Source organism: Hoeflea sp. AS16 (assembly GCF_038900095.1).
GTDB lineage: Bacteria > Pseudomonadota > Alphaproteobacteria > Rhizobiales > Rhizobiaceae > Hoeflea.
Genome location: NZ_JBBMQQ010000001.1, coordinates 655,324 through 679,144 on the forward strand (window position 1 = coordinate 655,324; position 23,821 = coordinate 679,144).

At 61.5% G+C, this 23,821-nt stretch carries 23 protein-coding genes and 2 tRNA genes; 12 read left to right on the plus strand and 13 right to left on the minus strand.

Features of this window, described 5'->3' with window-relative positions; translation table 11 throughout:
• Positions 1–63: 63 nt before the first annotated feature.
• The 4 genes from WNY80_RS03150 to WNY80_RS03165 form a co-directional block, all read right to left on the minus strand.
• A complete protein-coding gene (locus tag WNY80_RS03150) occupies positions 64–648 on the minus strand; it encodes a hypothetical protein (RefSeq protein WP_342885884.1) in 585 nt (194 codons plus the stop codon).
• Complete coding sequence (locus WNY80_RS03155; protein ID WP_342885885.1) at positions 645–1,376, minus strand: DUF2259 domain-containing protein; 732 nt, start codon at positions 1,374–1,376, stop codon at positions 645–647. The genes WNY80_RS03150 and WNY80_RS03155 overlap by 4 nt, the downstream gene beginning before the upstream one ends.
• Positions 1,377–1,462: 86 nt before the next feature.
• Entirely contained in the window at positions 1,463–2,470 is a 1,008-nt protein-coding gene (locus tag WNY80_RS03160; RefSeq protein WP_342885886.1) for a P1 family peptidase, read from the minus strand.
• A gap of 11 nt (positions 2,471–2,481) precedes the next feature.
• Positions 2,482–3,606 (minus strand): ABC transporter substrate-binding protein, encoded by a 1,125-nt coding sequence (locus WNY80_RS03165; RefSeq protein ID WP_342885887.1) that lies wholly within the window; start codon positions 3,604–3,606, stop codon positions 2,482–2,484.
• A 177-nt stretch (positions 3,607–3,783) separates the two neighbouring features.
• Between WNY80_RS03165 and WNY80_RS03170 the strand changes: the two genes are divergently transcribed.
• From WNY80_RS03170 to WNY80_RS03200, 7 genes are all read left to right on the plus strand, one after another.
• Positions 3,784–4,278: a flavin reductase gene (locus WNY80_RS03170; RefSeq protein WP_342885888.1), complete on the plus strand. Its 495-nt coding sequence runs from the start codon at positions 3,784–3,786 to the stop codon at positions 4,276–4,278.
• Positions 4,279–4,322: 44 nt separating this feature from the next.
• Positions 4,323–5,246 (plus strand): MoxR family ATPase, encoded by a 924-nt coding sequence (locus WNY80_RS03175; protein WP_342885889.1) that lies wholly within the window; start codon positions 4,323–4,325, stop codon positions 5,244–5,246.
• Entirely contained in the window at positions 5,246–6,472 is a 1,227-nt protein-coding gene (locus WNY80_RS03180; protein WP_342885890.1) for a VWA domain-containing protein, read from the plus strand. Before WNY80_RS03175 ends, WNY80_RS03180 begins: the two co-directional genes overlap by 1 nt.
• 61 nt (positions 6,473–6,533) lie before the next feature.
• Positions 6,534–6,881, plus strand: coding sequence for an XdhC family protein (locus WNY80_RS03185; protein WP_342885891.1), 348 nt, complete (start codon positions 6,534–6,536; stop codon positions 6,879–6,881).
• A complete protein-coding gene (locus WNY80_RS03190) occupies positions 6,881–7,582 on the plus strand; it encodes an XdhC family protein (RefSeq protein ID WP_342885892.1) in 702 nt (233 codons plus the stop codon). Before WNY80_RS03185 ends, WNY80_RS03190 begins: the two co-directional genes overlap by 1 nt.
• A gap of 3 nt (positions 7,583–7,585) precedes the next feature.
• Positions 7,586–9,235: a molybdopterin-binding/glycosyltransferase family 2 protein gene (locus WNY80_RS03195; protein ID WP_342885893.1), complete on the plus strand. Its 1,650-nt coding sequence runs from the start codon at positions 7,586–7,588 to the stop codon at positions 9,233–9,235.
• Positions 9,225–9,542, plus strand: a complete 318-nt coding sequence (locus WNY80_RS03200; protein WP_342885894.1) for a TfoX/Sxy family protein — start codon at positions 9,225–9,227, stop codon at positions 9,540–9,542. Before WNY80_RS03195 ends, WNY80_RS03200 begins: the two co-directional genes overlap by 11 nt.
• A gap of 112 nt (positions 9,543–9,654) precedes the next feature.
• On the opposite strand, the gene WNY80_RS03205 is transcribed toward WNY80_RS03200, so the two are convergent.
• From WNY80_RS03205 to WNY80_RS03220, 4 genes are all read right to left on the minus strand, one after another.
• Positions 9,655–11,181 carry a DEAD/DEAH box helicase gene (locus WNY80_RS03205; protein WP_342885895.1) on the minus strand — a complete coding sequence of 509 codons (1,527 nt, stop codon included), beginning with the start codon at positions 11,179–11,181 and terminating at the stop codon, positions 9,655–9,657.
• Positions 11,182–11,423: 242 nt separating this feature from the next.
• Positions 11,424–12,725: a M23 family metallopeptidase gene (locus tag WNY80_RS03210; protein WP_342885896.1), complete on the minus strand. Its 1,302-nt coding sequence runs from the start codon at positions 12,723–12,725 to the stop codon at positions 11,424–11,426.
• A gap of 109 nt (positions 12,726–12,834) precedes the next feature.
• The gene (locus WNY80_RS03215) at positions 12,835–13,665 is read right to left on the minus strand and encodes a ferritin-like domain-containing protein (RefSeq protein ID WP_342885897.1); all 831 of its coding nucleotides are present in this window, start codon (positions 13,663–13,665) and stop codon (positions 12,835–12,837) included.
• Between the two features lie 49 nt (positions 13,666–13,714).
• Positions 13,715–14,146 (minus strand): peroxiredoxin, encoded by a 432-nt coding sequence (locus tag WNY80_RS03220; protein WP_342885898.1) that lies wholly within the window; start codon positions 14,144–14,146, stop codon positions 13,715–13,717.
• Between the two features lie 163 nt (positions 14,147–14,309).
• On the opposite strand from WNY80_RS03220, the gene WNY80_RS03225 reads away from it, so the two are divergent.
• Positions 14,310–17,702 carry a DUF3971 domain-containing protein gene (locus WNY80_RS03225; RefSeq protein WP_342885899.1) on the plus strand — a complete coding sequence of 1,131 codons (3,393 nt, stop codon included), beginning with the start codon at positions 14,310–14,312 and terminating at the stop codon, positions 17,700–17,702.
• A 77-nt stretch (positions 17,703–17,779) separates the two neighbouring features.
• On the opposite strand, the gene tyrS is transcribed toward WNY80_RS03225, so the two are convergent.
• Complete coding sequence (gene tyrS, locus WNY80_RS03230) at positions 17,780–19,033, minus strand: tyrosine--tRNA ligase (protein WP_342885900.1); 1,254 nt, start codon at positions 19,031–19,033, stop codon at positions 17,780–17,782.
• 225 nt (positions 19,034–19,258) lie between these two features.
• Between tyrS and WNY80_RS03235 the strand changes: the two genes are divergently transcribed.
• Complete coding sequence (locus tag WNY80_RS03235; protein ID WP_342885901.1) at positions 19,259–20,428, plus strand: anhydro-N-acetylmuramic acid kinase; 1,170 nt, start codon at positions 19,259–19,261, stop codon at positions 20,426–20,428.
• 100 nt (positions 20,429–20,528) lie between these two features.
• On the opposite strand, the gene WNY80_RS03240 is transcribed toward WNY80_RS03235, so the two are convergent.
• From WNY80_RS03240 to WNY80_RS03250, 3 genes are all read right to left on the minus strand, one after another.
• Complete coding sequence (locus WNY80_RS03240; protein ID WP_342885902.1) at positions 20,529–20,765, minus strand: hypothetical protein; 237 nt, start codon at positions 20,763–20,765, stop codon at positions 20,529–20,531.
• 137 nt (positions 20,766–20,902) lie between these two features.
• Positions 20,903–21,376, minus strand: coding sequence for a hypothetical protein (locus WNY80_RS03245; protein ID WP_342885903.1), 474 nt, complete (start codon positions 21,374–21,376; stop codon positions 20,903–20,905).
• Between the two features lie 10 nt (positions 21,377–21,386).
• Positions 21,387–21,662: a hypothetical protein gene (locus tag WNY80_RS03250; RefSeq protein ID WP_342885904.1), complete on the minus strand. Its 276-nt coding sequence runs from the start codon at positions 21,660–21,662 to the stop codon at positions 21,387–21,389.
• A 58-nt stretch (positions 21,663–21,720) separates the two neighbouring features.
• On the opposite strand from WNY80_RS03250, the gene WNY80_RS03255 reads away from it, so the two are divergent.
• Both WNY80_RS03255 and WNY80_RS03260 read left to right on the plus strand, forming a co-directional pair.
• Positions 21,721–21,909, plus strand: a complete 189-nt coding sequence (locus WNY80_RS03255; protein WP_342885905.1) for a hypothetical protein — start codon at positions 21,721–21,723, stop codon at positions 21,907–21,909.
• 10 nt (positions 21,910–21,919) lie between these two features.
• Positions 21,920–22,975 carry an AI-2E family transporter gene (locus tag WNY80_RS03260; RefSeq protein ID WP_342885906.1) on the plus strand — a complete coding sequence of 352 codons (1,056 nt, stop codon included), beginning with the start codon at positions 21,920–21,922 and terminating at the stop codon, positions 22,973–22,975.
• Positions 22,976–23,051: 76 nt separating this feature from the next.
• Here WNY80_RS03260 and WNY80_RS03265 read toward each other — a convergent pair.
• A tRNA-Val gene (locus WNY80_RS03265) sits at positions 23,052–23,127 on the minus strand.
• 236 nt (positions 23,128–23,363) lie between these two features.
• On the opposite strand from WNY80_RS03265, the gene WNY80_RS03270 reads away from it, so the two are divergent.
• Positions 23,364–23,440 (plus strand) — tRNA-Asp (locus tag WNY80_RS03270).
• The last annotated feature ends 381 nt before the right edge of the window (positions 23,441–23,821 follow it).

Here is a 23,821-nt window from a genome sequence, read left to right on the forward strand (position 1 = left end):
TATGTTGCGTTGCGGCGGGTCTAGACCATTTCCTCGTGGAATCAAACTTCGGATCGGCGGAATCTAGACGTTAATACCGGATTTGCGCTGTTTGGACGGCGAATGCCTGCTGGCAAGCAGCCAGGATGCGCCGAAAAGAAACACCACGCCGAGCGGCAGATAAAGCCGCAATCCCTGGACCGCGAACTGGTAAAGCGCGGCGGCGGTGGTGAACATGAACTGGTACAGCCACAACCGGGTGAACGGGTCGCCGTGCCATTGCGCATAGAAACTGCGGTAGATGACGGCGAAGATCAATGACGTGACGCCGATGGTGAAGACCGTCAGGCAAATGAAGGCGGCCGCAAAGGCGGCTTCGCGTCCGCGCCGGAAGGCAATGAAACGGAATGCGGCCAGGCTCATCGGCCAGGCTATGGCTGCGCCGGCAAATGCCAGTGCTGTCAGGCTCCAGTAATGGCTGGTCAGGGCTGCGATGGACAACCAGAGCCAGGCCTGGGCGGAGATCGCCATGGCGGCGCCCCAGCCGATCGAGCCATAGACAATATCGCGCCAGCCGAGCCGGGTTGCCTGAAGCCGGTCGCGCAGGTTGGAATTGTCGTTTGCCGGTCTGGGCGCCGGTCCTTTGTGCCGTTTGACTGGAGTGTTCATTCAAAGCGTCGTGTGACCGCGATCCAGCGGCCATGTTCGCCTTCAAAACCGAAGGATTGGTACAGCACCAGGAAAGCATGGGTCCAGATGCCGTCGGCATGATGGGTGACCACGCCGCCGAGCCGGTAGCTTCTCGGGCAATGGCGGCTTTTCGGCAGCGCGTTATCCTCATGCAGCAGAACCGACGCCGGCTCGCCCTCGATTTCGGTCATCTCCAGCCGGAAACTGAGCGAAGTTTCCGTGGCCGAATTGCAGGGTGAGGAGGACGGCAGTGGCTTTTCCGTCAGGCGCGCGGTGTAGGGCCGGAAGTATTCGGGCACCACCGACAAGGGCAGATAGCGCAGCGTGTGGGCATCGCTGTCGAGTTCGGACAGGGGATTGAAGGCCGCGATCACGCCGGGATTGGCCAGGAAGCTGTATTTCTCTTCGAGGCCGGCGGATTGTGCGGCGGCGGCGGCACGTGCGTCGGCCACGGTTTTGCTCTCGTCGTCGATGATGACGCGGACTGTCGAACCCGGCAGGAACCGGTCGGTGGCGGTGTCGATGAAAAAACGGCTGGCGAAAGGAAAGCCGGAACCATCCTGGACGCCGAATTCCTCGAACGCGAAAACCGCGCCATCGGCGGAAAAGCCGATCGGGCGAACTTCGGAAAACTCGGCGGCATTGGCCGGTGTGCCAGCCAGGATCAGCGCCAGCAAGGCGAAAACGGCGCAGTGAAGGCGAGACATGGCGGGTCCCTTTGGTTGTCAGCTCGACCGGGGATGTCGGCCAGACCGGGTAGCATTGCCGGCGTATGGGAGCAATGTCTGGCAGGTCAATCGTGATGGGTTGACCAGGCAGGCATCAGGTCGCGCTCATCGGATGTGGCTTCATAGACGGCGCGGGCGATGGCCCGACTCATGGTCGAGGCAGCGGCTGCGCACAGGTCAATGAATTCGTCGGGCGATGGTTTGCGGCCCGAAGCTCCAGTGGCGAGCGCAAATACCAGGTCTCCGTCAAACGGTGTGTGGCTGGGCCAGATTGCCCTTGCGAAGCCGGCATGAGCCGCGATTGCAAGCCGTTTTGCCTCGGCCTTGCTGAGGCTGGCATCGGTGGCAATGACGGCGATTGTGGTGTTGGAGACGCCACGGGTCATGTCGCGGAACTTGATTTGCAGGCCGGTGGCGTCAGCGGGAAGGGGAGACGGCATGCCCAGCCCGCCGAATTCGTCGCCGATCTCGAAAGGGGCTGCCCAGAAATGTCGTGTGCTGCCTATGGTGGCGGTTCCCATCGGGTTGGCGGCAACGAGCGCGCCGACCGTCAGCCCGTCACCGACCAGTGCCGAGGCCGAGCCAAGCCCGCCCTTGAAGGTCGCGGTGAGCGCGCCGGTTCCCGCGCCTGCGGTTCCAAGTGCAAAATCCGCGGCTGCGGCGGCTGCTGCCTGATAGCCCAGCTCGCGATAGGGCGGATAACGCCCCCAGTCCTTGTCGCCGCCATTGATCAGGTCAAACAGGATGGCTGACGGTATGATCGGTATGCGGTGAGGGCCGACCTCGAACCCCTTGCCTTGCTCACGCAGGCAGGCCTGAGCGCCGCTGGCGGCATCAAGGCCAAAGGCGGAGCCACCGGACAGGACAAGCCCGTTGACGGTCTCCACGGTGTTGTGGGGCTCAAGAAGATCAGTCTCGCGGGTGCCGGGCGCGCCGCCGAGGACCTGGACGGCTGCGGTGGCTGGCGGATCGCAGACAATCGCCGTGACGCCGGAATTTATCTTGTGATCACTGGCGTTGCCGACCAGCAGTCCGGCGACATCGGTGATCAGGTTGCGTTTTCCGGTTTTCATCCCAATCTCCGTCATTGGCTTTCTGCTGTGATACGGGCCGCTTCTTCGATGCTGAGCCGTGTGAATTCACCATCGCGCAGGATGGCGAGGACAAAGCCCGGCTCCCGGCGTTCCCCGTTCTCGTCGAAGGTCACGGAGCCGAGCGCGGTGGAAAAGGTGGTTGAGCGCAAGGCCTCTTCGAGGCCGGTGTCGCTGTAATTCATCCGGGTGGCGATGGTGCCGAGAATCTCGGCCGCCGCATAGGCCGGTATCCTCAGCCCTTCGGCAATCAGGCCGCGGCTTTCGAACGCGATGCGGGCGGCTTCGGCTTCAGGCCCGGGCGTGGCACCGGCGGCGAGAACGGCGATGGTGCCGTCGGGGAGCGGGATGTCGCCCTGCGGCGCATGCAGCAGATCTCCGCCCATGAACTTGAGCGCAACGCCCTGACGCTCGGCTTCCATGGCGATGACGGCCATGTCGGAGCGCTCACCGCCGACAAAAACGTGTGTAACGCCAGCGGATTTGAGCCTGCGCACCAGACTGGGCTGGGTGGCCTGGCCGGGGCGGTAATTGTCAACGAAATTCGGCTTCATGCCCCGGTTTTCGATGTCGATTCGGATGGCCTCGACCAGCTCGCGCCCGGATATGGCGCCATCCTCGATCAGGGCGAAGGACTTGTCGGCCCAAAGCCGCAGGATTGCATCAGCCGCGATTTCCGCTTCCGTGCCGGCGCGCGGGGCAAGACGGAAAAACTTCCATCCGAGTCGTGCGGCTTCCTCGCCGATGATGTCGGCGCGCACGGTCAGGGTGATGACCGGGATGTTCTCGTTCGACAACAAGGGCAGTGCTGCGGCTAGGCTTTCGGAGCACAGGAAACCCACGACAATGTTGACGCCGGCTTCGATCATTGCCGCGGCGGCATCTGTGCCTGCCTGTTCGGAGCAATTGTCGTCGCCTTCGACAATGTCCTCGAACACATTGGGGTTGGCAGCCTCCCAGGTCTGGAATGCCTCGCGGACATGATCGCCCAGCGGCTTGAACTGGCCTTCCTGCGGGATCACCAGGCCGACATGAAGCGATTCCGCCCGCGCCGGAGTGGTGGCGAGGCAAAGACCCAGAACAAGCGGCAGGACGGAAAACGCAGCGCGAATAATCATGCGCGGTATTTAGCCCGGTGGACCGGGCTAATCAAAGCAAAATCCATCGCTTGCGCTTCAGCTGGCGGCGTTGGGGGAGAAAAAGTCGCGGGCGGCGGGTTTCAAATTCCCGTTCGCACTTTATGTATGGTCAGCAAGACTATCATTCCCGGGGAAACCCCGAACCGAGGCGCAGGCGTGTTGAAACGGCAGACGATTGATTCCAAAGACTATCGCGACGCAATGGCGCGCTATGCCGGGCATGTGCAGATTGCCACCACCATGCATGAGGGCGTGCGGCGTGGCGTCACCGTGACGGCTGCCTGCTCGGTGTCCGACAACCCCGGCACGTTGCTGGTCTGCCTCAACCATTCCAATCCGCACAACGAGATATTCACCCAATCGGGTGCCTTTGCGCTCAACACGCTGATGGCCGGGCACGAGCATCTGGCGGTGGCGTTTTCCGGTCTGGATCATCTTACCGTCGACGAGCGGTTTGCAGAGGCTGAATGGGATGCCATCACCACCGGCGCGCCAACGCTGGTGGGTGCAGCCGCCGTGTTTGACTGCCGTCTTACCGATGCCAAGGTGGTGGCGACCCATACGGTGCTGTTTGGCGAGGTGACGGGATTGCGCATCGGGCCCGCGGGACCGGCGCTTTTGTATCTGGACCGCGGATACCATTCTGTTTAGCCTTGTGCCGGGCGGGATCTTGCCAGCCTCAATCCGGAGCCGAAATGTCGATTACCAAGCCGTTGCCTACTTCCATTGACGAAACACTGGCTCTGCTCTCGAGCCAGGATTACGTGGCCAACAAGGCGCTTGCGACGGTGCTGTTTTTGAGCTTGCGGATGAAACGGCCGCTGTTTCTCGAAGGCGAGGCCGGTGTCGGCAAGACGGAAATCGCCAAGGTGCTGTCAAAGGCGCTCGACCGGCCGCTGATCCGGCTGCAGTGCTATGAGGGGCTCGATGTCTCCTCGGCGGTCTACGAATGGAACTATCCGGCGCAGATGCTTGAAATCCGGCTGGCGGAAGCCACCGGCGAGGATGACCGCACGGCGATCGAACGGTCGATATTCTCGGAAAGACATCTCATCCGCCGGCCGGTACTGCAGGCGCTGGAAGGCACAGGCGGACGTGCGCCGGTGTTCCTGATCGACGAGCTTGACCGGACAGACGAGGCATTCGAGGCGTTTTTGCTGGAAATCCTCTCCGATTACCAGGTGACAATTCCCGAGCTGGGCACGATCAGGGCGCAGGAACCGCCGATCGTGATCATCACCACCAACCGCACCCGCGAGATCCATGACGCGCTGAAGCGGCGTTGCCTGTATCACTGGGTGGATTATCCGGCTGCCGATGTGGAACTCGAGATCGTCCGTCTGAAAGTGCCCGGCTGCCATGACGAGCTGTCGCGGCAGGTGGTGGCCTATGTGCAGAAACTCAGGCAGATGGACCTGTTCAAGAGCCCCGGTGTTGCCGAAACCATCGACTGGGCCACGGCGCTGACTGAGCTCGACCGGCTCGCACTCGATCCGGAGACCGTCTCTGACACGATCGGCACGCTGCTGAAATACCAGGATGACATTGCCCGGATCGAAGGCAGCGCAGGTCGGGAGCTGCTGACCGAGGTAAAGGCCGAGCTGGCTCAGGCGCTCTGATGGCGGAAGCCGCGAATGCGATCGAGTACAAGGGTGGAGAAGGCCGCATTCCTGACAATGTGGTCTATTTTGCCAGGGTTTTGCGCAAGGCCGGGATGAAGGTCGGGCCGGCCGCGGTGCGCGATGCGGTGGAGGCGGTGCAGATCGCCGGCATCGGAAGCCGCGAGGAATTCTACTGGGTGCTGCATTCGGTGTTCGTCAAGCGGCGCGAGGATCACGAAGTCTTCGACCAGGCGTTCAAGCTATTCTGGCGGACACGCGATCTGGTCGAGAAGATGATCGCCATGTTCTCGCCGGTGGCGATGGAGAACAAGCAGCGCGAAAAGCTCAAGGCCGGCGAGACCCGGGTCAGCCAGGCGCTGTTCGAGGGGCATGAAAAACAGCGGCCGCCCGAAGACAAGCCGATGATCGACATCGACGCCCGGGAGACGATTTCGGGCAACGAGGTGCTGCGCCAGCAGGATTTTGCCCAGATGACGGCGTTCGAGCTGAGCGAGGCCAAGAACGCCATCGCAAAACTGACCCTGCCATTCGACCAGGTCGAGACCCGGCGCTACAAACCATCCGCTTCGGCGCGGAAGATCGATCCGCGGGCGACCATGCGCGCGGCAATGCGGACGGGTGGAGACCTGATCCTGCCGCGGTTCCGCAAGCGCCGGAAGGTGCATCCGCCGCTGGTCATCATTGCCGACATCTCCGGATCGATGAGCCAGTACACGCGGATATTCCTGCATTTCATGCATGTCCTGAGTGAACGGCGGCGGGGCGTTCATACCTTCCTGTTCGGCACGCGGCTGACCAATATCACCCGCCAGATGCGCAACAAGGATCCGGATGAGGCGGTGGATCAATGCACCGGCGCGGTCAAGGACTGGTCCGGCGGAACCCGGATCGGCGAGGCACTGCGACTGTTCAACCGGCAATGGTCACGCAGGGTTCTGGGGCAGGGTGCGGTGGTGATCCTGATCACCGACGGGCTGGAGCGCGATTCCATCGACGAGCTGGATACGGAGATGGACCGGCTGCAGCGGTCCTGCCGGCGGCTGATCTGGCTCAATCCGCTGCTGCGCTTCGACGGATTCGAGGCACGTGCACGCGGCGTGCGCACCATGCTTGCCCATGTCGACGAATTCCGCCCGGTGCACAATATCGAGGCGATGGCCGATCTGGTGTCGGCGCTTGGTGAAAAGGACGCGGCGAAAGCCGATCCGCGTCGCTACATGTAATCTGACTTGTAATCGTCTGGCGGCAATGGCCATATTCGATTGACAGGTGATGGAGGCTGGAATGACATCTCAAACCTTGGCGAAGAATTCCGAAGATCAGCTCGATCCGCTGATGGTTGCCGAACGCTGGATGCTGGACGGGCGCGATGTGGCGGTGGCGACGGTGGTCGAGACCTGGGGCTCGGCGCCCAGACCGGTTGGCAGCCATCTGGTGATCGATGCCGAGGGAAATTTCAGCGGTTCGGTCTCGGGTGGATGCGTTGAGGGGGCCGTGATTTCGGAAGCCGCCGACGTGATCGCCAGCGGAGAGCCGAAAATGCTCGAATTCGGGGTGGCTGACGAAACCGCCTGGCGCGTCGGCTTGTCCTGCGGCGGCAAGATCCAGGTCTATCTGGAGCGCGTTGGCTGATGGATCCGCATCTTTTAAGGAAACTCAACGAAGCGCGGCGCGACCGGAAGGCCGCGATCATGCTTACCGACTTCGCAGATGGCCGCAACCGGCTGGTGATGAAGGACGATCCTGTCGCCGGAGAGCTGGGGCAGGCCGTCGAGAAGGCTTTCCGGACCGGCAAATCGGGCGCGGTGGAAGCCGATGGCCAGCGTTTCTTCCTCAATGTTCATGTGCCGTCACCCAGGATGGTGATCATCGGCGCTGTGCACATCTCGCAAGCGCTGGCGCCAATGGCGACGATGGCGGGGTTCGATGTCACGGTGATCGATCCGCGCACGGCGTTTGCAACGCCCGAGCGGTTTGAAACCGTGGACCTGATCGCCGACTGGCCGGAGGATGCGCTCAAAGACCGGCCGATTGATCCGTTCACGGCGTTGGTGGCGGTCACGCATGATCCGAAGATCGATGACTGGCCGCTTGTTTCTGCCCTGAAGGCAGATGCCTTCTATGTCGGAGCGCTGGGTTCGCGCAAAACCCATGCGCGGCGGGTGGAGCGGCTGACGGAGGCCGGGCTCGACGCTGCCGGGATCGGGCGGATCGCTGCGCCCATCGGGCTCGATATCGGGGCGCAAAGCCCGGAGGAAATCGCAGTGGCGATCCTGGCGCAGGTGATTTCCGCGCTGCGCAAACCGGCAGTTGAGCAACCGGTGAAAGACTGAGGCATGCAATTCGGTCCGGTTGAACTGTCTGAAGCCGAGGGAGCAGTGCTGGCGCATTCGCTCTCGCTTGCCGCCGTACGGCTGAAAAAAGGCCATGTGCTGACCGCCGATGATCTGAGGCTGATCGGGCAGGGTGGTGCCGACACGGTGATCGTCGCCCGGTTGGACGAAAACGATGTCGGCGAGAACGCAGCCGCTGAAGCGCTGGCGCAGGCTTTCACCGGCGCCAATATCCGTGCGGCAAATGCCTCGACGGGGCGGGTTAATCTGCATGCCACGCGGGCCGGGCTGTTTGTCGCCGAACGGCGCCTGGTCGATGATTTCAACGCGATTGATCCGTCGATCACATTTGCCTGCCTTGCTGATCACAGCACGGTTCAGGCCGATGAAATGGTGGCGACGATCAAGATCATCCCGCTGGCGGTGCCGGGGACCTCGCTCGATCGGGCAAAAGCCGCGATTTCCGCGACGGGACTTGCGCATGTGCTGCCGTTCCGTCCGGTCCGTGCCGGCCTGATTTCCACCACCTTGCCGACGCTCAAGGCTTCGGTGATGGACAAGACAAGGCGGCTGCTTGAAGCGCGGCTGGCCCTGAGTGGATCAAGCCTCGCCGAGGAAAGCCGGGTCGCCCATGATGCCGATGCGGTTGCTGCCCAGATTGTCCGCATGGCGGGGATGCACGAGATGATCATCGTCTTCGGCGCCTCCGCGGTGACTGATCCCGGGGATGTCATCCCGGCGGCGATCCGCAAGGCCGGCGGGACCGTGGAGCGGGTCGGCATGCCGGTTGATCCGGGCAATCTCCTGGTGCTGGGTTCACTCGGCGGCATTCCGGTCATCGGCGCACCCGGATGCGCCCGCAGTCCGAAGGAGAACGGGTTCGACTGGGTGCTGGCACGCATTCTGGCAGGCGAGACGCCGACATCGGCGGATATTGCGGGGATGGGCGTGGGCGGGTTGCTCAAGGAAATTGCGACGAGGCCGCAACCGCGGCAACCGGTCCCCGCGGTCAAGGAGAGCAAAACCGGCGCATCGGTCGGCGTGGTTTTGCTTGCCGCAGGCCGGTCGAGCCGGATGGGAGAACAGGCCGGGCACAAGCTTCTGGCTGACTTTGACGGAGAACCGCTGATCCGCCGGATGGCCGCAACGGCCCTTTCGTCCGCGGCATGCCAGACGGTGGTTGTGACCGGGCATCGCAGCGCCGATATTGCCGCGCGCCTTGACGGCCTGGATGTCAGGCAGGTTCACAATGCGGCTTATGAAACCGGCATGGCGTCGTCGCTGAAAGCCGGACTGTCGGAGCTTACAGGCGAGGTGGAGGGTGCTCTGGTGCTGCTGGGCGACATGCCGGCGCTCACTCCCGCACACCTGGACAGACTGATCGAGGCGTTTTCGCAGCACCGGGGAAAGGCGATCGTGCGTGCCTGTGATGGAGAGCGGCGCGGCAACCCGGTCATCCTGCCGCGAACGGCCTTTGTCGAAGCGATGCAGCTTTCCGGCGATGTTGGCGCCCGTGCGCTGATCGAAAGCGGAAGCTGGCCGGTGGTCGACGTGGAGATCGGGTCTGCTGCGCGGCTTGATGTGGATACGCCCGAAGCCGTGCGGGCGGCCGGTGGCGTGACAGAGCGCGAGGGGCGGGCCGATGGACAATGACGCGATCAGCGAGATGTTCGACAGTCTCGGCGAGGTGACGATCAAACGCATGTTCGGCGGCAAGGGTGTTTATCACCAGGGCGTGATCCTGGCGCTGGAAGTGAGCGGCGATATCCTGCTCAAGGCAGATGCGCAAAGCGCGCCCGAATTTGCCGATGCCGGCGCCAGCCAATGGGTCTACAGCGGCAAGAACAAGCCGGTGGCGATGCCCTACTGGTCGATTCCCGATGCTGCGCTCGATGATCCGGAGGAGCTGTCCAAATGGGTGAAGCTTGCCTGGGATGCCGCACTCCGGAGCAAGAAGTAGCAGCTGTTTGCCAGACTGCAGCAATTGATTCCTGATGCCGCACGCAAGAAAAAGCCGCCGGCAATTGTACCGGCGGCCAAATCTTGAACTTCAATGCGATCAGTAGATCTGGTCAGCTTCCGATCATCATGAAAGCCGGGATCTCGTCGCCGAAGCCGACCGGAGTGGGCTCGCGGTCATCATTGTCACGACCGCCGCGGCGGTTGCGGTTACGATTGCGGTCGTTGTTGGCATTGGCCGGTTCCGGCGTGCGCTGGGGTGCAGTGCTGGCTTCGCGCTCCTGGCGCGGCTGGCGTTCCTTGCGTTCGCGGCGCGGCGCTTCCTTGGCTTCGACAGTCTCGACCGTGGTCTCGGTCTCGACTGGTTCAGCCGCGTCAGCAACGGCTACGGGCTCCGGAGTATCTTCCTTGGCGCGCTTGTCGCCACGTCCGGTCTTGCGGGCCGGTGACTTGCTCTCGCCACGGCGGCCGCGAGCGGGCTTGTCGTCGGCCGGATCGGCGGACTGGATGGCTTCCTGGCCGTCGAGCCATTCGATGTCGCGGTCAATCAGCTTGGTGATGGCATCGACATATTTGGCGTCGCGGCGCGAGACCAGCGTGAAGGCGGCACCGGCGCGACCGGCGCGACCGGTACGGCCGATGCGGTGGACATAGTCCTCGGCATGGATCGGCACGTCGAAATTGAACACATGGCTGACAGCCGGGATATCAAGCCCGCGGGCAGCGACATCGGAGGCCACGAGAAGAGTGATCTCGTTGTCCTTGAAGCCCTGCAGCATGTTGGTGCGGGATCTCTGGTCCATGTCGCCGTGCAGCGCACCGACGGAGAAGCCGTGCTTCTCGAGCGATTTGTAGAGATCGGCGACATCTTTCTTGCGGTTGCAGAAAATGATGGCGTTGGTCAGTTCCGACTGGGACTTGATCAAATCGCGCAGACGCTCGCGCTTTTCGAAATCCTTGCTGCCGCAGGCGACGAGGCGTTGCTCGACCGTGGACGCGGTGGAGGAGGGCGGTGCCACCTCGATGCGGGCCGGGTTCTGCAGGAACTTGTCGGCGAGCTTCTGGATTTCCGGCGGCATGGTGGCCGAGAAGAACAGGGTCTGCCGGGTGAACGGGATGAACTTGACGATGCGCTCGATGTCGGGAATGAAACCCATGTCGAGCATTCTGTCGGCCTCGTCGATCACCAGGAGCTCAACACCGGTCATCAGCAGCTTGCCGCGTTCGGTGTGGTCGAGCAACCGGCCGGGTGTGGCGATCAGCACGTCTGCGCCGCGTTCGAGCTTGCGATCCTGTTCGTCAAAGGAAACGCCGCCGATCAGCAGCACGATGTTGAGACGGTGGTTCTTGCCGTACTTCTCGAAATTCTCGTGCACCTGTGCCGCAAGTTCGCGGGTCGGTTCGAGGATCAGGGTACGCGGCATGCGCGCCCGGGCGCGGCCTCTTTCGAGCATCGTCAGCATCGGCAAAACGAAGGAAGCGGTTTTGCCCGTTCCGGTCTGGGCGATGCCGAGAATATCGCGCCGTTCGAGGGCTGGCGGGATTGCGCCAGCCTGGATCGGTGTTGGCGTCGTGTAGCCCGCGTCAGTTACGGCGGACAGTACTTTTTGGCTTAAGCCAAGATCAGCAAAAGTGGTCAATTGGGAGCGTTTTCCGTTTCGGAGTTTGCGGCAATGCGCGGGAGCGCGCTGTTTATCGCGATCCCATAGCGTTCCGAATAGTCGTTGCAGTGCATTAAGTCAAGGAAAAGCCCGGATAAGTGCTGTCTTGCCGCGTTTTTAGCGACAGTCACGTTTGCAGGATATCAAGTGGCATGAACCAATAAAAGCATCGAACTTTATTTGTCCTGCGAGATGCGGTCTGCCGCCGGGCTTTCGCCGCTTCAGTTGGAGGCGAGCAGCGGCTTGAGTTTCTTGGCTGCCTTGAGAAAGCGCATCGGGTTGACCGCATCACCGTTGCGACGGACTTCATAGTGCAGGTGCGGGCCCGTCGAGCGGCCGGTTGACCCGGATTTGCCGATGCGCTTGCCGTTGTTCACGTGATCGCCCTTGCGGACTTCGACGGCCGAGAGGTGGGCGTAGCGGGTGGTGATGCCGTTGCCGTGATCGATCTCGACCATCTTGCCGTAGCCGCCGTTGCGTCCGGCGTGAACAACGACACCGGCACCGGTGGAGTAGACCGGCGTTCCGCTGGGGGTGCGGAAATCAATGCCGCCATGAAAGGCGAGCCTGCCGAGAAACGGATCACGGCGATTTCCGAAACGCGAGGTGATGTCCCGGCCCGGGGCAGGTATTCCGATCGGCAGCTTGCGGGCATGGCGCCGCACCGCATCCAGCCGTCCGAGCGCCTGGTCCAGGTCGTCGAGAGTGGCTTCGAATGCATTGGGATCGTTGGGCCGCACGAAGGGGCCGCCCACGGCGCTGTCATCGAAGGCAGGCGCTGGCAGTCCGGCCGACTTGATGATCTCGTCGATTTCAGATGCGGTTTCATAGGCATCGATGGCCAGACCCTGCATTTTCTCGATCTGCTCGCGTTCGATCGATTTGAGCGACAGGGTTACGCTGGAAAAGATCCGGTCGGCCCGCTCGCCAACCGATTCCCGCTCCACGGTCCTGGAGACAGGTGCGAATGCGAGCGGATTGAGATGCTTGTCGGACGGATCGGCGACAATGGTCGATTGAGACGCTAGCGCTGCAAGCCGGGCTGTCTTTGCCGGGGCCAATGACAGGGCTGCCTTTTTCTTCGGATTGCCGGTCGGGACCGGAATATGGCTCGGGGACGCGCCGACGCGGTCGAGCAACGGACCAAGTTTGCCGTGGCGATTGCTGAGCGCGTTCTGGCGGGCGATCAGTTCTGCGACCTTTTCTTCCATCAGTTGCTGGTCGAGCAATTGCCGGCTGGTCACCCGGTCGACCTGCGATCTCAGGGCCGCGATCCTGTCTTCATAGGCATGCTGCATGCGCGCCTGCCGCGCCATCGAGGCGCCGATCAGGTCATCGCGCAACACCAGATAGGACGTGGCGCCCAGATAGCCGATTGCCATCACGCCCAGAACCGACATCAGAAGTCCGGCGATCCACGGGCGAATGGTGATATGGCGAATGGTTTCGCCGCTGGCGAATATGATTGTGTGGGAATGTTTTGGCCGTTTGCCAAATACGCGGCTTTCCTGCCTCTGCGACACTCGGTGATCCTCGTCAGAACGGGTTGCCGTTGATTGTTCTGATGGGATTACAACCTGTTAAGGTTAACAAAGGTTTGAATTCACGCGGCCGGAAGGCATTTGATTGGCTTCAGGACATGTTTTGGCTGCTCAGGGCGCGGTAGAAAGTCGGAGTCAGCCCGGCGGCTGCGCGGGCGAGGTCATTGAAGGGCGGCTTGAGGCCGCCGCGGAAATTGGCGCGCACCAGAAGCCTGAAGGTTTCGGCCGGATCCTTGCCCTCGCGTGCGCAGATGAAGCGGAACCACTTGGCGCCGATCGCCACATGCTTCTTCTCGTCCTCATAGATTATGTCGAGGACGGCGGCGGTGTCGTGATCGCCGGCTTCGCGCATCTTGGCGCGCAGGGACGGGGTGACATCAAGCCCGCGGGCTTCAAGAATCAGCGGCACGACGGCCAGTCGCGCGGTCAGGTCGTTGCGGGTGTCGTGGGCGGCCTGCCACAGGCCGTCATGGGCCGGCATGTCGCCGTAGTCCGCATTCAGCACCTGCAGCCGCTGCCGGACCAGGTTGAAATGTTTGGCTTCCTCGAACGCCACCTGCATCCATCCGTCGAAAAAGCTCTGCGGCATGGGGCTTGCTGCGAACCGGGCGACGATGTCGAGCGCAAGATCGACCGCGTTGAGTTCGATATGGGCAATGGCGTGCAGCAGCGCGATTCGTCCGCGGCGCGAGTTGAGCGAACGGCGCTTGACCTGGGTCGGCGGCACCAGTTCCGGCTTCTCCGGGCGACCGGGGCGTACCGGTGCCAGGGTGTCGAGCGGCGAGCGCAGCGAAAGCCGCCGGGCGTGCCAGCGTCCGGCGACTTCCTGGGCGAGGGCGGTCTTCTGCGTCAGATCGGCGGCCCTGATGGCCCGCGCGGCACCGTCGCGCAGGGACAGGATGGGGTTGGTTTGGCTTGTCACGTGTAATCCGGATCCCGGTTTTCAGACATGGTTCGCTTGCAGCCGGGGTTCAAAGGGACCGGACCGCCTCGAGCACTTCCTGGGCGTGACCCTTGACCTTCACCTTGCGCCAGATCCTGGCAATCTTGCCGCTGGCGTCGATGAGGAAGGTTGACCTTTCCACGCCCATGTACTGGCGCCCGTACATGCTTTTCTCTTTCCAGACGCCATAGGCCTGCAGAACGGACTTGTCCTCGTCGGAGGCAAGGATGATGCCGAGACCGTGCTTGGCGATGAACTTGTCATGGGCTTTGACGGGATCGGGCGAGAGGCCGATGACGACCGCGCCTGCCTTGGCAAAATCGTCAGCAAGAGCGGTGAAATCCACAGCCTCGGTGGTGCAGCCACTGGTGTCATCTTTCGGATAGAAATACAGTACCACTTTCTTGTCGGCAAAATCAGCCAGCGACACGTTTCCGCCGCCATCGCGTGGCAAATTCATTTTCGGCGCCTGCGCGCCTTCAACCAATTCGTTCACTATGCAACCCTTTCACCAGTTCAATCGTGTTTTTCGCAGATGACCCTGCCCTCAGGGGATATATAAACGCGTAGCTGACAGTCCAGAAGAATCAGCAATTAAACAGAAAGACAACCGCTCCACGCCCATGCCGGATCAGCCGATAGACAAGGTTCTGTTCAAAAAACGCGACATTACCAGGTTGCACGAATACCCGTCGGCAAATGCGGAAGACACAATCCTGGTGCGCGGGCACCATCCACGGCACTGGAGCGGCACGGCAGTACGCTGGATTGCCGGGGTGATGCTGTTCGTGGTGGTTCTGGCAGGCGGGCTTTTGCTGGCGCTGGAATCCGGTGTGGTCGACGGCTTCATCCGCGACCGCGCGCAAATTGCGCTGGCCCAGGCCGTTGGACCTGACAGCCGGGCCGAACTCAGCTCTGCGGGGATCCGATTGACCCGCCGCGGGCATCTCGCGCTGCTGGCCCAGGGTGTCGAGGTTGAACGGCTTGACGGGCTGTCGCCGGTCAACAGGGCAGACAACATTCTGATTTCGCTCAATCCGCTGGCGCTTCTGGCGGGCAAAATCTCGATCCTGTCGGTTGATATTGGCGGTGTGGAGCTGGCTGCGCCGCAAGGCGACGGCTTCAACCTGACCGATCTTGCCGGTTTCCGGGTCGATGGCACAGATGCGATGATCGAGCAGCTGTTTGGCGCGCTGAACCGGATTGCCGTTCAGGTTGATGCGATCGAGGCCGGTGCCTTCCGGTTTTCGGATATCCGAATTTCCGGTGCCGGCGTGCCGGTCGTGATTACCAATGCGCTGGTGCGCAGGCTTGACAGCAGGCACTATCAGATCGAAGCCGATATCGTGCGCAAGGGGCAGAAAATCGGCATCAAGGGTGCGGCAAGCGCCCGTGCCAGTGAAGCCAAGCTGTCCAAGATAACCGGCGAATTGAACGGTCTGACGATCGATTTCCTGACGGAAGGGCCGCGGGATCGTCAGAACGGGGTGACCGTACCGCTGGGTATTACCTTTACTGCAGCAAGGGCCACGCCGAACAAGAAGGCGGCACTCTCGATCAAGGTGGCCGCTGTCGGCGGAACCATGACGATGGGCGGAGTCGAGGCCGATGTCCGTGATGCGAGCGTCAATCTTGTCTACATGCCGAAGATGCACAAGATCGAGATCACGCCGTCGATCATCCAGATCGGGGAAACAACCATTCCCTTCACGGGAGGGCTGATTGACGCGGACCGGCTTGAAACCGTCAACGGCCAGGGGATTGCCTTTGATTTTGTTGTCGAGAAAGGACTGGCCGCGCCGGGCGATTCCGACGAAGCGCCGATTCCGTTTGTCGGCAAGGCATTCGGCTGGTTCGATGCGGCAAACCGGAAGCTTGTCGCCGAAGAACTGACGGTTGCTTCAGCGCAGGGCGCGATGTTCGGATCGGCATCCTGGCGCTTTGTCGAAGGCATTTCGCCCGAGATCAACCTGGTGGCGCAGGCCGAACGGATGTCGACGGCGGCGGTAAAGCAGCTCTGGCCCTATTGGGTCGGCAAACGGGCGCGGCAATGGGTGCTCGAAAACCTGTACGGCGGAACAGTAACCAATGCCCGCATCCAACTGGCCGCACCGGCAGGGCATTACAAACCCTATGAAGATGTCCGGTTTGATGAATCCCAGTTGCAGATCGACTTTGATATAGAGCGCGCCAGGATGAATGTGGCCGGTGACATTCCGCCGCTGCGCGACACCGTCGGTCACATGCGGCTGCGCGGCAACAACATCGTCTTCAACATCGATTCGGCCACCGGCTTTTTCCCGACCGGACGAACGGTGGACGTCACCGATGCGGTGTTCTCGATTCCCGAATCCGACAAGCGGCCCTTGATGGCCGAACTGTCGATGTCGGTGCACGGCAAGGCTGATGCGGTGGCCGAACTGATCACCTACCACCCGATCGATGCGCTGGACCGGATCGGGCTCGAGCCTTCGGAGCTGAGTGGAGATATCTCCTCGACGGTGACGGCACGGTTCGGGTTGATAAGGGAGCAGGCGCCACCGCCGCCTGACTGGAACGTCAATCTCGATATGACCGGTGTCGATATCGCCAAGCCGGTCGAGGGCCGGATGCTGACCAGTATGGACGGAAACCTCTCGGTGACGCCGGAACGTGCGGTGCTGAAAGCCGATGCGCTGGTGGACGGGGCGAAGATGAACCTCGATATCGTGCAGCCGGTGGGGGACAAGGCAGAAGTCGCGTCGCAACGCCGGCTGTCGGGCACCCTCAGTCCGGAAGACCGGGAGAAGATCGCACCGGGCAGCGGCACCCTGTTTTCCGGTCCTGTCGGCTTCTCGCTGGAGGTCGATCCGGAAACTGAAGGCCGGCAAATCGTCAGTCTGGATCTGACTGCCGCCAAGCTGACCGTTCCCGGTATCGGCTGGACCAAGGGCGAGGGCGTGGCTGCCAGGCTGGATTTCGTGTTGCGGAGTGACGGCGATGCCATCACGCTTTCCGATCTTAAACTGTCGGGAGACGGGTTTGCTGCATCGGGCGAGGTCTCGCTGAAGAAAGGGCAACTGGTCAGTGCGAAATTTGACCGCGTGGCCCTGTCGCCGCGGGACAACTACCAGGCCGTGATCACGCGCAAGGGAAAAGGCTACCAGGTCAAGCTCAGCGGCGCCTCGATGGACATGCGTCCGGTCATCACGTTGGCGAAATCTGCCGAATCGTCCGCTCCCTCCGGCGGCGGCAACGCCGTGCCGGTGGAAGTGTCCGGCAGCATTGATGCAATGCACGGATATTCCGATGAACAGCTTTCCTCGGGCAAGGTGACCTACAAGGGGCAAGGCGACCGCATTGACCTGCTCGACTTCAAGGCGGTGACGAAGAGCGGGCAGGCGGTGGTGATCACCATTGCCGGCGCTGATGGTGGCGAGAGTATCGAGGTGACCAGTGGCGATGCCGGTGCGTTCGCCCGTTTCGCAGGGATTTATTCGCGCATCCGGGGCGGGTTGCTGAACATAAGGCTCAAGCGCCAGGATGGCCCGTTGCGGCGCGGTACCGCCGACATCAGGAATTTCCAGGTCGTGGGCGAACCGCGGCTGGGGTCGCTGGTATCCACGCCGAGCAAGCAGGATGGAAAAAGCCTCAAGGATGCGGTGCGGACCGATATCGACGTGTCGGAGGCACAGTTCGAGGTTGCCAATGCCCGACTGGTTTCCGGCAACGGGGAGCTTCTTGTCAGCGAAGGTATCGTGCGCGGACCGCAGATTGGTGCCTCGTTCCAGGGCAAGGTTCACGATTCGAACGGGCTCATCGATCTGACCGGCACCTTCATGCCTGCCTACGGCGTCAACCGGCTGTTCAGCGAATTGCCGATCATCGGCGCGCTTTTGGGCAATGGCCGCGACCGCGGGCTGATCGGCATCACCTTCCGCCTGACGGGCAAGACCTCGTCTCCGCTGCTCGAGGTCAATCCGCTGTCGGTAATCGCACCCGGCGTGTTCCGTACGATTTTCGAATACAGGCCATAGCTCCATCGCGGCAAAAAAAAAAGACCGCCGGATCCCAAGATCGGCGGTCCTGATTTGCGGGTTGTTGCGGAGCCGCGTTATTGCGGCCGGACCAGCACATGCTTCTTCTTGCCCAGCGACAGCTTGATCACGCCGTCATCATTGAGATAACCGGCGTTGACCATGGTCTTGTCGTCGCTGATCGCCACATCGTTGAGCTTGATGGCGCCGCCCTGCACGTGGCGGCGGGCTTCGCCATTCGAGCCTGCCAGTCCAGCCTGAACGAACAGCGCCAGCAGGCCGATACCGGCTTCGAGATCGGCGGCAGGAACGGTGATGGTGGGCAGATCGGTTGCGGTCTGGCCTTCCTCGAAAGTCTTGCGCGCGGTCTCTGATGCCTGCTCGGCTGCGGCACGGCCATGCAGCATGGCGGTGACTTCGGTCGCCAGAACCTTCTTGGCCTCGTTGATCTCGGCACCGCCCAAGGCTTCGAGCCTGGCGATCTCTTCGAGCGGCATGGTGGTGTAGAGTTTGAGGAAGCGGCCGACGTCGGCATCTTCGCTGTTGCGCCAGTACTGCCAGAACTCGTAGGCGCTGAGCATGTCGGCATTGAGCCAGACCGCGCCATTGGCGGACTTGCCCATCTTGGCGCCCGACGAGGTGGTCAGCAGCGGCGAGGTCAGCGCGTAAAGCTGCGGGCAGTCCATGCGGTGGCCGAGGTCGATGCCGTTGATGATGTTGCCCCACTGGTCCGAGCCGCCCATCTGCAGGCGGCAGCCATAGCGCTTGTTAAGCTCGACGAAATCATAGGCCTGGAGGATCATGTAGTTGAATTCGAGGAACGACAGCGATTGCTCGCGGTCAAGCCGGGTCTTGACGGAATCGAACGCCAGCATCCGGTTGACCGAGAAATGACGGCCGACATCGCGCAGGAATTCGACGTAGTTGATGCCCATCAGCCAGTCGGCATTGTTGGCCATGACCGCATCTTTCGGGCCGTCGCCGAAATCGAGGTAGTTGGAAAACACGGTCTTGATGCCGGCGATGTTCTCGTCGATCAGTTCGGGCGTCAGCAGCTTGCGGGCTTCATCCTTGAATGAGGGGTCGCCGATCATGCCGGTGCCGCCACCCATCAGTGCGATCGGGCGGTGGCCGGTCTTCTGCATCCAGTGCAGCATCATGATCTGGAGCAGGCTGCCGGCATGCAGGCTGGGGGCTGTCGGATCGAAGCCGATATAGGCGGTGACAGTCTCGTTCCGGAACAAATCATCGAGGCCTGTCTCGTCGGAGGCCTGGTGAATGAACCCGCGCTCGGAAAGAGTGCGCAGGAAATCGGACTTGAAGGCTGACATATCACTGTCCTTGCGGTTATCTCGGCTGTTCCGGAAACAAAACGGGCGTCGATTGATGTGTGGCGCCCGGGCGGGCCTTTAGCATTAGCCGCTGGCGCATTCAACCAAAGCCGGTCAAGCCGGATCTGCGGTGCTGACGGATACCACTGCTGCATATAGGTTCTGATGCGTAACGGGGCTGATTCCCGCAAGGCGGAGCGGCTGATGCAACAAGGACGGCGGACGATGACGACTGGCGGGGATTTCAAACGGGCAATCGGGCTGATGAGCGGCACGTCGATGGACGGCATCGACCTGGCCATGCTCGAGACCGACGGCGACCAGATGGTGCGGCGTGGCGCGTCTTCTTTCACGGCCTATGACGCCGGATTTCGCAAGCGTCTGGAAGCAGCGCTGGAGACAGCCAAAGCAATCGGGCAGCGCGATGACCGGCCGGGCGATCTGGCAGACCTTGAGGCCGAGCTTACCAATCTGCATGCGGCGGCTGTCGAAGCCTTCCTGGTGCGCGAGGGACTGGCTGCCAAAGACATTGATGTGATCGGGTTTCACGGCCAGACCGTGCTGCACCGGCCGCACCAGGCGTTGACGGTGCAACTGGGCGATGGCGACGCGCTGGCCAAACGGCTCGGCATCGATGTTGTCTACGACCTGCGGGCGCATGACATGACGCTGGGCGGGCAGGGTGCGCCGCTGGTTCCGGCCTATCACCGGGCACTTGCAGCCGGTTTACCGGCTCAATGGGCAGAGGAAATGCCGGTTGTCTTCGTCAATATAGGGGGTATTTCCAACATTACATATATTGGCCCTGATGGTGAGTTGCGCGCCTTTGACAGCGGTCCGGGCAATACGCTGATCGACCAGTGGGTGAAGCGGCATGCCGGAATTCCCTATGATTCGGGGGGAGCCATTGCATCGGAGGGCCGGGTGCTGTCGGGACTTGCCAACCGCTACCTGTCAAATCCGTTCTTTACCGCCAGGGAGCGGGTGTCGCTTGACCGGAATGATTTCCAGGTGCCCGGCGACAGCGAGGCGGGGCTGGAAGACGGCGCCCGCACGCTTGCCTTCGTCACCGCGGCGGCAATTGCCAAGGCGCAAGCGCATCTACCGGAGAAACCGAAACTGTGGATCCTGACCGGCGGTGGCCGCCACAACCGGATGATCGTCGAGGACCTGACTGTCGCCACCCGGCACACCGCTCAGGTGATCCTGGCAGAGGAAGCCGGGCTCAATGGCGATTCGATGGAGGCCGAGGCATGGGCCTGGCTGGCAGTGCGGTCACTGCGCGGTCTGCCGCTGACCTATCCCGCCACCACCGGCGTCAGGCAGCCGGCCACCGGCGGGGTGCTGGCGCGCGCGCCGGGTAACGATCCAGCCAGACAACCCGATCGCCGTTAAGTGGCGGCAAAAGAAAACGGCCCCGAAAGGCCGTTCCTTTAGCGCTCAACAATCCGGGCAATACTTTCCGGACTTGCAGCAGTGTCGTGATGCGGTCGGCTCAAAGTGCCTTGCGGATACGGCTGAAAGCGTCCTTGAGTTCGGATCCGAGGATCTCGAAGGCATCGCCCAGGTCTTCCTTGCTCTTTTTCAGGTTGGCCTGGCTTTCGAAGTGCTTCCAGCGTTCCTGGAGTTCATCCCACTCGTCCTGCGCCTCTTTCGAACCGAGGTGGACCTTGAGCTTGAGCTCGTCGTAGTTCTGCTTGAGCTCTTCGGCCATTTTCTTGATGTCGGACATGTCTTTTCCTTCTCTAAGGTTTGATTGATGAACTAGGAGCCGAAATCAGCCCTGTCTGCGGGCCGGTTGGCGGAAAGTCGGTGTTGCTTGTGGCCGCTATGTGCAGGCCAACGCAGGTCTGGCAAAATTCACTTCTATCAAGGCGCTGCCTTCCGGCGCCGCAGGCTGCGGATGATCGCGGTGATGATCGGAACCAGGAAACTTGCGCTGTCCCAGCCCTTCAGCCCGTCAATGCCGGCCATGCTTCCGATCGCATTGACTGCCGGGCTGGATTTGAGTTCGTTCTCGAGGGTTGCCGACGTCAGATCGCGCAAGTCACTGGCTGCGGCGAGCTCGGGGCCGGGCCTGGTGTAGGCTGCAATGATCACGAGAACGACTGCCAGCACGATATTGGCGACCGCCAGGATGAAGGGGGTCTTGATCGGGCCCCAGCCGGCGAGCAGCCACTGGTAGGCGGCGATGTTGAGGAAGACAAACGCCATCAGGCCGATCAGGGCGGCGAAGATCAGCAGCGAGAGCTTTCGGGCCTGCGCCTTCAGGCGGATTTCACCGACCAGCAATTCGGAGCGGAGATAAAGGCGAAGCGTGCGGGCGAGTGTATGGATTGACATGGTTTTCAGATCACTTTGCGGTTAGGCGGCCGATGACAATGCCGAGCGCAAGCGCTGCGGAGACCGATGCCACGGGATGATCGGCGACACTCTCCTCGGCATCGTCGAGCATGGTCTGGACAAGGTCACCCAGCTCGCCGAGCAGGTTCTGCACATTTTCGGGCTGGTCGCCGGATTGCTGTGCCGCGGGGTCGGGGGCCGCTTCCTGTGCGGCGGAGTTGCGATGCAATTGCTCGACTTCCGCCCGGAGAGCTGCAATTTCTTCCCTCAGGCTTGGCTGTTTCATACCCGGTCCTCAATTCTGGTTTCGAGGCCGGATTATAGCGCCGGGGCCGGTGACGATATTGATCTATCTCATTTTGCCGGAACGAATTTTGCCGGAAGAACGGCCGGGTATCCGTCCGGCCGGAAACTCCTACCAGCCTGCCACAAGGCAGGGCCGCGGGGATGGTGCTTGGACAATCCTGCGGGCTCGGCTACAAACCGTGCAGCCGGATGAAAATCTGCTGCTGTTTGACAGCTCCATGTTGTGAAGGACCCGTTATGGAACAGCACAAGACATCGGTTCAACGCGCAGGGTTTTATGTCATCCTGGCGCTGACCACGGTCGCTTTCAGCCTGCTGCTTCTGCCTTTCTACTCAGCCGTGCTGTGGGCGGTCACCCTGGCGATCGTGTTTCATCCTGTTCAGCGCTTTCTCGTCGGGCGCCTGAACGGACGCGCGGGGATTGCGGCGCTGTTGAGCATTGCCATGTGCATTTGCCTGGTGATCGTTCCCGTGGTGGTCATTCTTGCTTCCATCGCGCAGGAAGGCACCAGCCTTTATCAGCAAGTCAGCAGCGAGGAATTCGACCTGCGCGGGAAGGTGGGGCAGATCACCAGCGCGGTGCCGAGCTTCATCGAGGAATGGACGCCGATCAAGCTGGGCAATTTTCCCGATCTTCGCGACAAGTTTTCCGATGCGGTGATGAAGGCCAGCCAGACGATGGCGGGGCAGGTGATGAATGTCGGCGAGACGACGCTGAATTTCTTCATCGGTTCCGGCGTGATGCTGTACCTGCTTTTCTATCTGTTCCGCGACGGGGAAATGCTGGTTGTCAAACTCAGGAACGCGATGCCGCTGAGCGAGAGCTATTCCGCGCAGTTTCTGGAAAAGTTCACGTCGGTCATCAATGCGACGGTGCGGGGCAATATCATCATAGCGATCATTCAGGGGACGATCGGCGGACTGACCTTCTGGGCGCTCGGGATCGAGGCGGCTTTGCTCTGGGGCGTGGTGATGACCTTCTTTTCCATGTTGCCCGCGGTGGGCGCCGCATTTGTCTGGGCGCCGGTCGCGCTGTTCCTGCTGTTCAGCGGTGCAGTGCTGAAGGGTGTCATCCTGATTCTCGTCGGGCTTCTGGTCATCGGGCTGATCGACAATCTGCTGCGGCCGCCGCTCGTCGGCAAGGAATCAAAGCTGCCCGATTACGTCGTGCTGATATCGACAGTCGGCGGCATGGCGCTTTTCGGCATCAACGGCTTCATCGTCGGGCCGCTGATTGCAGCGATGTTCATTTCCGCCTGGTCGCTTTTTGCCAGCGAGCCCTGGGAAATCTAGGCCGCAGGCCGGCATTCGGGTGGCAAGCGGGGTCGCGAGCTGTCTTGTGAACCGGAAATCAGATGGAAGGTCCGAATGGTGGGCGATGAGAGACTCGAACTCCCGACATCCTCGGTGTAAACGAGGCGCTCTACCAACTGAGCTAATCGCCCCCAGATCGGTGGCGCATGCTTTAGGGGGTTCGCGCCGGTTCCGCAAGAAAAAATATGTTCCGACAATCATCAATTTGTGAATGAAGCCCGGGACAGCTGAACTTTTGGGGGCGTCTTTCCAACAAGATTGAATTTTGTCGAATTTCCTTCGCAATCGCCGCTTGACACCTCAGTACGAACGCCGTAATTCACCGCTCACGGAACGGCGGTCACCCACTGTTTCGTCTGAAAAATGCGCGGGTGTAGCTCAGTTGGTTAGAGTGCCGGCCTGTCACGCCGGAGGTCGCGGGTTCGAGTCCCGTCACTCGCGCCATTTCTCTTTTAGGGGAATGGACACATTTTTCGAAAAGGCCCGGTTCTACCGGGCTTTTTTCGTTTTGGGCTTCTGCCCGGATGCCTCCATGCAAGATCTTTTCAAATGCCGGAAGGTTTTTCGGCGGCGCAATGCCGAATGCCGCTTGTTGTCGCCGGTGTTCGACGAGTGCTTTCTGCTCCGGCAGAGACAGTCTTCGTTTCGGTGGTCCCTGTCTTTGCAGTGGTCATGCGCGTGAGCGATCGCCCGCTCCCCAAAACTTCACCTCTTGGACACGTGTCGGTGAAATGCGATTCTGACGGCTTCATGCTGACAGATCCGGTGGTTACCTCGCGATTCGACCGTCGGGATGTCGACTGACGCCTGAATCTGCGTCGGGCA

What these genes read in the sequence shown, in the direction of transcription:
- WNY80_RS03240 (WP_342885902.1), bottom strand. Translation starts at nt 20,765, where the DNA reads ATGTCCGACATCAAGAAAATGGCCGAAGAGCTCAAGCAGAACTACGAC.
- WNY80_RS03160 (WP_342885886.1), bottom strand. Translation starts at nt 2,470, where the DNA reads ATGAAAACCGGAAAACGCAACCTGATCACCGATGTCGCCGGACTGCTG.
- WNY80_RS03250 (WP_342885904.1), bottom strand. Translation starts at nt 21,662, where the DNA reads ATGAAACAGCCAAGCCTGAGGGAAGAAATTGCAGCTCTCCGGGCGGAA.
- WNY80_RS03175 (WP_342885889.1), top strand. Translation starts at nt 4,323, where the DNA reads ATGTCGATTACCAAGCCGTTGCCTACTTCCATTGACGAAACACTGGCT.
- WNY80_RS03185 (WP_342885891.1), top strand. Translation starts at nt 6,534, where the DNA reads ATGACATCTCAAACCTTGGCGAAGAATTCCGAAGATCAGCTCGATCCG.
- WNY80_RS03260 (WP_342885906.1), top strand. Translation starts at nt 21,920, where the DNA reads ATGGAACAGCACAAGACATCGGTTCAACGCGCAGGGTTTTATGTCATC.
- WNY80_RS03235 (WP_342885901.1), top strand. Translation starts at nt 19,259, where the DNA reads ATGACGACTGGCGGGGATTTCAAACGGGCAATCGGGCTGATGAGCGGC.
- WNY80_RS03200 (WP_342885894.1), top strand. Translation starts at nt 9,225, where the DNA reads ATGGACAATGACGCGATCAGCGAGATGTTCGACAGTCTCGGCGAGGTG.
- WNY80_RS03155 (WP_342885885.1), bottom strand. Translation starts at nt 1,376, where the DNA reads ATGTCTCGCCTTCACTGCGCCGTTTTCGCCTTGCTGGCGCTGATCCTG.
- WNY80_RS03220 (WP_342885898.1), bottom strand. Translation starts at nt 14,146, where the DNA reads ATGAATTTGCCACGCGATGGCGGCGGAAACGTGTCGCTGGCTGATTTT.
- WNY80_RS03190 (WP_342885892.1), top strand. Translation starts at nt 6,881, where the DNA reads ATGGATCCGCATCTTTTAAGGAAACTCAACGAAGCGCGGCGCGACCGG.
- WNY80_RS03180 (WP_342885890.1), top strand. Translation starts at nt 5,246, where the DNA reads ATGGCGGAAGCCGCGAATGCGATCGAGTACAAGGGTGGAGAAGGCCGC.
- WNY80_RS03245 (WP_342885903.1), bottom strand. Translation starts at nt 21,376, where the DNA reads ATGTCAATCCATACACTCGCCCGCACGCTTCGCCTTTATCTCCGCTCC.
- tyrS (WP_342885900.1), bottom strand. Translation starts at nt 19,033, where the DNA reads ATGTCAGCCTTCAAGTCCGATTTCCTGCGCACTCTTTCCGAGCGCGGG.
- WNY80_RS03195 (WP_342885893.1), top strand. Translation starts at nt 7,586, where the DNA reads ATGCAATTCGGTCCGGTTGAACTGTCTGAAGCCGAGGGAGCAGTGCTG.
- WNY80_RS03150 (WP_342885884.1), bottom strand. Translation starts at nt 648, where the DNA reads ATGAACACTCCAGTCAAACGGCACAAAGGACCGGCGCCCAGACCGGCA.
- WNY80_RS03225 (WP_342885899.1), top strand. Translation starts at nt 14,310, where the DNA reads ATGCCGGATCAGCCGATAGACAAGGTTCTGTTCAAAAAACGCGACATT.
- WNY80_RS03165 (WP_342885887.1), bottom strand. Translation starts at nt 3,606, where the DNA reads ATGATTATTCGCGCTGCGTTTTCCGTCCTGCCGCTTGTTCTGGGTCTT.